An 8,716-nucleotide genomic window follows, 5' to 3' on the forward strand; every position below is an offset into this window, starting at 1 on the left:
TCCGGGGCAGGTTCCAGACTCACGATGGCATAGGTGGTGTCGGCTGGAATAAACTGTAAATGCGGATATTGTTGTTCAGTTTTTTTGCTACACGCCGCAAACCCAAGGCACAGGGATAAAAAAAGTAAGGTTGGGATTGATCGATGAATTCGCATAATAAAATCCTTTAATTAAATATGGTCCTAAGTATAAAGTTCTGAAAAAAATTTGTCTCTAGCTGGTGAGGCCCAGGGCTCGGGCATGATGATGTATATGATCATCAATGAAAGTGGCGATAAAAAAGTAACTGTGGTCGTAGCCATCCTGCATTCGGATGACGGCGGGATGCTTGTGTTGTTTACAAGCCTTGGCAAAGTCTTGGGTTTTTAATTGTGCTAAAAACTCATCGTCCGTTCCCTGGTCGATCAACAACGGCAGTCTTTCTCTGGCATTTGCTAATAATTCCATGGCATCGTATTGGACCCAGGCTTGTTTGTCCTCTCCCAGATAATTTGCCAGGGCTTTTTGTCCCCAGGGCACATTGCACGGATTGCAGATCGGCGCAAGAGCGGATACGGATCGATAGGTGCCGGGATTTTTGAAGGCGATGGTCAAAGCACCATGTCCGCCCATGGAGTGTCCGCATAGGGAGCGCGCGCTGGTGATTGGCAGGTGTTTCTCGCACCAGGCGACCAGTTCACAGGCTACATAATCGTACATCTGATAGTTTTTAGCCCAGGGTTCCTGGGTGGCATTCAGGTAAAAGCCTGCGCCTTGACCCATGTCGTATGCGTCAGCGTCCGGCACACCATCACCACGTGGAGAGGTGTCCGGGCAGATCAGTACCAGGCCCAATTCTGATGCCGTTCGCATCGCTCCGGCTTTTTGTAAAAAGTTTTGATCGGTACAGGTGAGCCCTGCCAACCAATACAAGGCGGGTGTTTTAAAGGCTTCATCGGTGAGTAAACTTGGCGGTATATAGACGCCGACGATCATGTCGCATTTAAGGGATTCGGCATAATGCTTTAAGCGTAAGTGCAAGCCACCAAAACAGCGATTGGCTGAGACCACGTCAACATTCACAACTCCCGCGGTTTCCAGTGCCTGGTTGAGATCAAATTTTTCTTGTTTCAGATTTTCCATTTATTAATCTCTAAAAAATGACTACAGAGCGAATACTTTTGCCCTCATGCATCAGGTCGAATGCCGTATTGATGTCCTCCAGTCCCATCGTGTGTGTGACCATAGGATCGATCTGTATTTTACCCTTCATGTAATTCTCCACATACTCGGGCAACTCCGTGCGACCGCGTACACCGCCAAAGGCCGTGCCACGCCACACGCGTCCGGTGACCAGCTGGAACGGACGGGTACTGATTTCCTGACCCGAACCGGCTACGCCAATAATGACCGATTCACCCCAGCCTTTATGACAGCATTCCAAGGCCGAACGCATAACGTCCACATTGCCGATGCATTCAAAGGAATAATCCACGCCACCATCGGTCAGATCAACGATCACTTCCTGAATGGGCTTGTCGTAGTTTGTCGGATTAACAAAATCGGTAGCGCCGAGCATTTTGGCCATATCGAATTTGTCTTCATTGATGTCGATCACCACAATACGAGAGGCTTGTGCCATGACCGCGCCTTGCACCACGCTTAAACCAATGCCGCCTAAACCAAACACGGCGACCGTGGCGCCGGCTTCCACTTTGGCGGTATTCAAAACCGCACCAATCCCGGTGGTGATACCGCAACCGAGCAAACACACTTTGTCCAAAGGGGCGGCCGGGTTGATCTTGGCGATCGATATCTCCGGTAACACCGAATATTCGGAAAATGTGGATGTGCCCATGTAATGAAACAGCGGCTTGCCCTGGTAGGAGAAGCGCGTGCTGCCATCCGGCATTAAACCCTTGCCCTGGGTGGCGCGAATGGCCTGACAGAGATTGGTTTTGCCCGATAAACAAAATTTACATTGACGACATTCCGGTGTATACAAAGGAATAACGTGATCGCCTGGCTTGACAGAACTCACACCTTCGCCAACGGCTTCGACAACACCACCACCTTCGTGGCCAAGCACGGCCGGAAATATGCCTTCCGGATCGTCGCCGGATAAAGTAAAGGCGTCGGTATGACAAACTCCGGTGGCCACCATACGCACCAGCACCTCACCTTCCCGGGGTCCTTGTACATCTATTTCATCGATCACCAGCGGTTGACCGGCGCCAAGCGCAATTGCAGCACGGGATTTCATGTTCGCTCCTTGCATAAGGGATTTGGTAAATAATCAGTTTAGCAGAAATGCCTGGGTATTCAGACCGGTCGCGGCAGGGTCAGGGTCCAGTAGCCGACATCCAGCCATTGTCCGAATTTATACCCGATCTCCTTAAAGTGTGCGGTTTTTTCAAACCCCAGTCTTTGGTGCAGGCGCACACTGGCTTCATTGGGCAAAGTGATGCCGGCCAGGATCAAATGGCTGTCGGTTTGCTCGCGTAAGCGCTGAATAAGTTCGGAATACAATTCACTGCCAACCCCGTGCCCCTGGTGCTCAGGCGATAAATATATGCTGCTCTCAACCGTGTGCCGATAGGCGCTACGCGGTTTCCAGGGACCCGCATAGGCGTAACCGATTATCTGACCGGCATTTTCACAGACTAACCAGGGAAGGTTTTTTTGTCGGGATGCTTCGATTTGTTGAAGCAAGTAATCCGGAGTGACTTTTTGTTCGGCAAAAGTGTGTGTGGTGTTTTCAATGTAATGATTGTAAATGTCGGTTACATCAGAAATGTCTTGTGTGTGTAATTCACGTAACATCAGTTTTTGCGTCCATAGGTTTTGAGTAAGTCGTGTTTTTTTAACAGTGCACGTAACTGGTGATAACTGAGTCCAAGCAGTTTCGCCGCCTGCGCCTGATTGTGTTTACTTTCCTGCATGGCCAGACCGATCATCTGTACTTCGAGTGTGGCAACGGCTTGTTTAAGCGGGGTTTGCAATGCAGTGACATCAATCTGTTCAGTCGGTGAAATGGTTTGTCTAAGGCTTTTTTGCGGCTCGCTGATGGCGTCAAAACGGTGTATGTATTCGCTTTTGAAAGGATTAAAGCGTATCGAGTCTATGGGTTCTTCGGTCCAGTCACTGCGATACAGCGAGCGCTCCACCACATTGCGTAATTCACGGATATTACCCGGCCAGGTGTAATTTAATAATGCTTGTTGTGCATCCTGGCTAAAACCCGGGAAGTACGGCCAGCCCAGTTCACGCACCATGTTTATAGCGTAAAAATCGGCCAGCAACAAAATATCCATTTGTCGATAACGCAGAGCGGGCAGGTTGATCACGTCAAAGGCCAGTCTGTCGAGGAGGTCGGCGCGAAAACTGCCTTGCTTGGCAAGCTCGGGCAAGTTTGCATTGGTGGCCGCAACAATGCGTACGCTCACATTGATGGTTTTGCTGCCGCCAACCCGTTCGAATTCGCCGTATTCAATTACCCGAAGAATTTTTTCCTGCATGCGTTTGGGAATAGTTGCCAGTTCATCCAGGAACAAGGTGCCACCATCGGCGCGCTCAAAGCGTCCGATGTGTTGCTTGACCGCTCCGGTAAACGCACCGGCTTCATGCCCGAAGAGCTCGCTCTCCAGAAGAGTTTCGGTTAACGAAGAACAATTGAGTTTGATAAAAGGCTGTTCCCATCTGGGCGAAAGGTAGTGCAGACGGGTTGCGATCAGCTCTTTACCCGTGCCACGTTCACCAATGATTAATACGGGTTTACTTAAGGGGGCAACTTTAGAGGCTTGCTCAAGAGTGGCCAAAAAGGCCGGTGATTCACCAATTGCCTGACTACGCTCACTTGTGTTCAATTCCATATGAGAATAATAACTAAAATATGAGCAAATGTTTAATATATTTAGTCAAAATGACCAAATAATACGTTGTCAATTTGATCAAATTATTTGCTCTACTCTAATAATTATCAATAAAAACAATAAGATAAAAGGATTTCTAAGTTTTGGCACAGTGGTTGCATTATCCAGAGTAACTGAAGACCGAATTTTGGAGTAACACAATGGGTATTTTTTCAAGAATGACAGACATCATCCAGGCCAACTTGAACGCCATGCTGGACAAAGCCGAAGATCCGGAAAAGATCGTACGCTTAATGGTTCAGGAAATGGAAGACACCCTGGTTGAAGCGCGCACCGCCGCGGCCCGGGCCATTGCTGACAAAAAAGAATTGTCACGCAAGCACGGCAATCTCACTGCGGAAGCCGATGAATGGCAAAGCAAAGCAGAACTGGCGATCAAAAAAGATCGTGAAGATCTGGCCAAGGCCGCATTGACGGAAAAGAATGAACTGTTGTTCAGCGCCGACGTGATCAAGGAACAAGTTAAAGATGTTGAATCGGGTTTGGAAAAACTTAATCAGGACATCGCGCGTCTGGAAGACAAACTGGCGGATGCACGAAATCGTCAAAAAACTCTGATCCTGCGTCAGAACACCGCCGTCAAACAACTTGAAGTTCGACGTCAGATCTATGACAACAAATTTGATGATGCCTTGATGCGGTTTGAAAAATTCGAACGCAAAATGGATTACGTCGAAGGGCGGGTAGAGTCATATGATCTGGGTCGCGCGCGTGATCTACGTGATGAGTTTGCTGATTTGGAGAACGATGAGGACATCCAGTCACAACTTGCCGAGTTGAAACAAAAAGTGCAAAACACGGCTTCGTAAGCAATGTTAGTTTAGACAATTTTTAATTGACTGGAGTTTGTAATGGCTGAAACATTAGGTATTTTATTCTTGGTAGTTGTGGCCCCGATCTGGCTGGTTCTGCACTACGGCACTGCCTGGAGAAAAACCAAAAGTTTAACCAAGGGTGATGAGCAATTACTCGAAGAGTTATGGAATTTATCCCAACGACTGGAAGAACGGATTGACACTTTGGAAGTGATTCTGGACCGGGACAACAAAGACTGGAGCAAAAAATGAATACAGCAGCAGGTGAAAGTTACAGCGAACGTGTGCGGTATTATCGTCGCAAAGCGGATCAGGAACGCGCGGCAAAAAAACGCGCCAATTGGTTCAATGCTAACGATGAACAGGATGAGACCACAATAGATTTTGAAGAAGCCTTGTATAACTTCAAAGAGTCATCAGGCTTTGACAAAATGTACTCTAGAGCCAAGCGCGGCGCCAAACGCCAGGCCCGTGAACATTTGGCGTTTTATCGCGATGACGAGCAAGGCTATCTTGGCGGGGTGTGCGCCGGCATAGCCGACAAAATGAACTGGGACGTCACTATGGTGCGGGTAGTCACTGTGCTCTTGGGTCTGGTTTTAACCTTGCCGACCCTGATCACCTACATCGCTGCAACTTTTGTCTTGCGTAAAAAAAATCTGGCTTTTTACGGGCGCGATGAAAAAGGCTTCTGGCGTTCGGCCAGTCGTCGCGAGCAAGCGCCTTACCCGCAACACGATGCTACTTTCACTGATGAGGAGAATGAGTAATGAGTCGCTTTGATGATGATTATCGTCGCCCGAGCCCGCGCACCTTGTACCGTGACCCCAAGCATGGCAGTTTGGCCGGAGTGTTTACCGGGATTGCCGATTACCTGGGCCTGAAAAAAGGTCCCACCCAGTGTGTCGGGATCATCTTGTGCATCATGTTTCCTCCCATGATCGTGGTGTATGTGATCCTGGCCTTTGTACTGCCGGTCAAACCGGAAAACCTTTATGCCAGTCCGTCATTAGAACAAATGTGGCGTTCGTACAGACGCTCGCCGGTCGGTACAGTGGACGAGGTCAAACACCGCTTTAGAAACATGGAAACACGTTTGCAAAGAATGGAACGTTATGTAACCTCAAAACGTTACAATCTGGACCGTGATTTTCAAGACTTATAGTCCGGTAAGTGATATATTTTGAGTGTGATTTCAAGTTGTGAATTAATCAGGAGATTGTGATGGGCGTGTTTGATATGGTTGCACTGATCGTGTTTATGGGGGTTATATGTGAAATGTATCGCATCTACTCCAAAAACAAACGCAGTAAGGGCAGTAGCAGTGAATGGCTGGGAAAATTCCAGGACTCGGAAAACCGCCAGCAACAAAAGATCCGGGCATTGGAAGAGCGCATAAAAGTGCTTGAAAGAATTGTCACCGACAAGAACTATGATCTGAAAAAACAGTTCGATGAACTGGATGCTGCTTAAGTATTTTCAACAAATAATTTTCACCGGAGCCAGACGATTTTTCGTGCTGGCTTTTTTGCTTTCAGGCTTGCCGTTTTTATCGGCCTGCACGGCTGACCCGGAGTCTACACAAGATCCAAACTCGCAAAGTATACACTCGGCTTTAGTGATTAAAGTTAAAGACGGTGATTCACTGATCTTGCGTTATGCACAAGGAATCGAAAAAGAGGTGCGTTTATTCGGCATAGACGCGCCGGAATACAATCAAGCCTTTGGGCAAGATGCCAAACACATACTTGAAAATCTGACACTGAAAAAAACCGTTCTTGTGCAAAAGCACAACGGATCGTTATCAACGCGAAGTGGTACTACTCATTCGTGTTCAGGACGACCTGAATATCAATCTCGCCATGCTTGAGCAAGGCGCGGCCTGGGTGTATCGACAGTATCAAAATGAACCAAGTTGGGCGCGGCTTGAAAAACGAGCAAAATCACAACAACAGGGTCTATGGGCCGGTGCTCGTCCTGTCGCTCCCTGGGAATGGCGAAAAAGTCAATAATCAGCTGAATTTGATGTTTTTCATCATTTTTGTCCCCTAAATCTCGTATCCGTGCCCGGAATGTGACCGTATCGATGGTTTTTTTGTGATTTAGCCTCTATCATTCAGATAATTCTAGAAATATGAATAAGATATGACAGGTTGGTTAAATAAACTGAACTACATGCATAAGCTGACGTTGTCGTCGATGCTCAGCTCGTTGCTCGCGGTTTTAACCGTGTTGACGATCGTGGTCGTGATCACGTTCAATGCAGCGCGAAATGACCTGGTTGAAAATCTGCAAACCACAGCCAGCTTACTGGGTGCCAGTGCCAATGCCAGTATCTCACTTAAAGATCCTGCTTATGCGAATAACGCCTTAAACACTTTGGTCAACCAAAATCATGTGATCGAGGCAAAGATCTTTACCCCCGGCAATCAGGCGGAAAATGAATCAAGTGTGGTGGCTAGTTATAAAAATGACCTGTTATTCAATCAAAGTGATATTTCGCCGCAATTGAAATTTAATCCAGCCAAACAAGACCCATTGATAAGCCAAAATGAAATATTGATCTCGGAACCCGTGTTTAACGGCAATCAGGTCATCGCCTCGATTTCGATTCTGGCCTCATTACAACCTTTATATGATCGCCTGAAACTTATAGTGCTCTTCTCCTTACTTGCTCTGGCCATGGCAACGCTGATCAGTTTCGTGATCTGGAGAAGCACACAACAAACATGGGCCAGGCCTTTTGTTAAATTTTCCAGAGCTATCCAGTATGTGATTCAAGAAAAAGATTACTCCAAACGGATAAAGGTCACAACCAAAGATGACCTGGGTGAAATGATCAGCGGTTTCAATACACTGATGACCCAGATCCAGGCAGCCCAGTTAAAACTCAAAAACCAACAAGCCACCCTGGAATACGAAGTAGAGGCCCGTACAGAAGAATTGACCCGGGCCAACCGCAAGCTGATTTCGGAAGTGGCAGAACGTTCTAAAACTGAAATTAATTTGTCCAAACTGAGTAGAGCTGTAGCCCAGGCCGAAGAATCGGTGATCATCACAGACAATGAAGGTAAAATTGAATACGTTAATCCGTCTTTTGAAAAAATAACCGGTTACAAAAAGTCACAGGCGATTGGCAGTAATGCCAGCTTACTCAGGTCGGATTATCATGACGACGACTTTTATAATGACCTTTGGGATACTCTGGCACGTGGCAAGGTTTATAAGGGTGTATTCATTAATTCCCGCCCTGACGGTAATGAATATCATTTTGAACAGTCAATAACACCGATGCGTAATCAACACGGAATGATCACGCATTTCGTGGCAACTGGCCGCGACATAAGTGAACGCATTCAAAACGAGGAAGCTCTACAGTTCATGGCACATCACGATGCCTTAACTTCGCTTCCAAATCGTAGCCTTTTGAGTGATCGTATTGAACGCGCACTTGCCCGTGCCAAAAGAGAACGTACGGAAGTTGCGATAATGTTCATCGATCTTGATGGATTTAAAATGGCTAATGACATGTATGGTCATGAAGCCGGTGATGTGGTTCTGAAAAGTGTGGCTAGCCGCTTACGCTCCACAATCCGCTCACAGGATACAGTGGCACGTTTGTCCGGTGATGAATTTGCCGTGATGATTGAAGACCTGCAAAATGTTTCAGATGCAGGGATTGTTGCGCGCAAGATTCTTGATTCACTGGCTTTACCGCACGAACACGGCAATGAGGAAATATTCGTAACCGCAAGTATTGGCATATCAATTTTCCCTGGCGACGGTAAAAACGCACGAGTATTACTCAAGCACGCTGATCAGGCTATGTACCAGGCTAAATTCAAAGGCAAAGCGCGTTACAGCTTTTATTCTAAAAAAATAAATGCCAACGAAACCCAACGCATGCAAAAAGAGCAAGCACTCATACGCGCAGTCAAGGAAAAACAGTTTGTTTTGCATTATCAGCCATTAATGCATACCGACCAAAAA

The 8,716-nt window shown here is 47.1% G+C and carries 13 protein-coding genes; 8 read left to right on the forward strand and 5 right to left on the reverse strand.

Annotated features, from left to right (window positions below; all coding sequences use genetic code 11):
- The 5 genes from HKN88_06810 to pspF all read right to left on the reverse strand — a co-directional run.
- Positions 1 to 155: hypothetical protein (locus HKN88_06810; GenBank protein NNC97768.1), on the reverse strand; the 155-nt coding region annotated here is incomplete at its 3' end.
- 58 nt (positions 156 to 213) lie between these two features.
- Positions 214 to 1,122: an S-formylglutathione hydrolase gene (gene fghA / locus HKN88_06815; protein NNC97769.1), complete on the reverse strand. Its 909-nt coding sequence runs from the start codon at positions 1,120 to 1,122 to the stop codon at positions 214 to 216.
- Positions 1,123 to 1,132: 10 nt separating this feature from the next.
- Positions 1,133 to 2,242 carry an S-(hydroxymethyl)glutathione dehydrogenase/class III alcohol dehydrogenase gene (locus HKN88_06820; GenBank protein NNC97770.1) on the reverse strand — a complete coding sequence of 370 codons (1,110 nt, stop codon included), beginning with the start codon at positions 2,240 to 2,242 and terminating at the stop codon, positions 1,133 to 1,135.
- 59 nt (positions 2,243 to 2,301) lie between these two features.
- Positions 2,302 to 2,802 carry an N-acetyltransferase gene (locus HKN88_06825; GenBank protein ID NNC97771.1) on the reverse strand — a complete coding sequence of 167 codons (501 nt, stop codon included), beginning with the start codon at positions 2,800 to 2,802 and terminating at the stop codon, positions 2,302 to 2,304.
- Positions 2,802 to 3,851, reverse strand: a complete 1,050-nt coding sequence (gene pspF / locus HKN88_06830) for a phage shock protein operon transcriptional activator (protein NNC97772.1) — start codon at positions 3,849 to 3,851, stop codon at positions 2,802 to 2,804. The genes HKN88_06825 and pspF overlap by 1 nt, the downstream gene beginning before the upstream one ends.
- Positions 3,852 to 4,051: 200 nt before the next feature.
- Here pspF and pspA point away from each other — a divergent pair, with 200 nt between their 5' ends.
- From pspA to HKN88_06870, 8 genes are all read left to right on the forward strand, one after another.
- Positions 4,052 to 4,720: a phage shock protein PspA gene (gene pspA, locus HKN88_06835; GenBank protein NNC97773.1), complete on the forward strand. Its 669-nt coding sequence runs from the start codon at positions 4,052 to 4,054 to the stop codon at positions 4,718 to 4,720.
- 42 nt (positions 4,721 to 4,762) lie between these two features.
- Positions 4,763 to 4,978 carry an envelope stress response membrane protein PspB gene (gene pspB / locus HKN88_06840; GenBank protein NNC97774.1) on the forward strand — a complete coding sequence of 72 codons (216 nt, stop codon included), beginning with the start codon at positions 4,763 to 4,765 and terminating at the stop codon, positions 4,976 to 4,978.
- 179 nt (positions 4,979 to 5,157) lie between these two features.
- On the forward strand, positions 5,158 to 5,496 hold the full coding sequence (locus tag HKN88_06845) for a PspC domain-containing protein (protein ID NNC97775.1): 339 nt from the start codon (positions 5,158 to 5,160) through the stop codon (positions 5,494 to 5,496).
- Positions 5,496 to 5,891, forward strand: a complete 396-nt coding sequence (locus tag HKN88_06850) for a PspC domain-containing protein (GenBank protein NNC97776.1) — start codon at positions 5,496 to 5,498, stop codon at positions 5,889 to 5,891. Before HKN88_06845 ends, HKN88_06850 begins: the two co-directional genes overlap by 1 nt.
- Before the next feature lie 59 nt (positions 5,892 to 5,950).
- Positions 5,951 to 6,199: a hypothetical protein gene (locus HKN88_06855; protein ID NNC97777.1), complete on the forward strand. Its 249-nt coding sequence runs from the start codon at positions 5,951 to 5,953 to the stop codon at positions 6,197 to 6,199.
- A complete protein-coding gene (locus HKN88_06860; GenBank protein ID NNC97778.1) occupies positions 6,180 to 6,596 on the forward strand; it encodes a hypothetical protein in 417 nt (138 codons plus the stop codon). Before HKN88_06855 ends, HKN88_06860 begins: the two co-directional genes overlap by 20 nt.
- Positions 6,541 to 6,738: a nuclease gene (locus HKN88_06865; protein ID NNC97779.1), complete on the forward strand. Its 198-nt coding sequence runs from the start codon at positions 6,541 to 6,543 to the stop codon at positions 6,736 to 6,738. Before HKN88_06860 ends, HKN88_06865 begins: the two co-directional genes overlap by 56 nt.
- Before the next feature lie 163 nt (positions 6,739 to 6,901).
- Positions 6,902 to 8,716, forward strand: a 1,815-nt coding sequence (locus tag HKN88_06870) for a diguanylate cyclase (GenBank protein ID NNC97780.1), incomplete at its 3' end; no start/stop codon positions are given.

It is taken from the genome of Gammaproteobacteria bacterium, from assembly GCA_013001575.1.
Classification (GTDB): Bacteria; Pseudomonadota; Gammaproteobacteria; order Steroidobacterales; family JABDMI01; genus JABDMI01.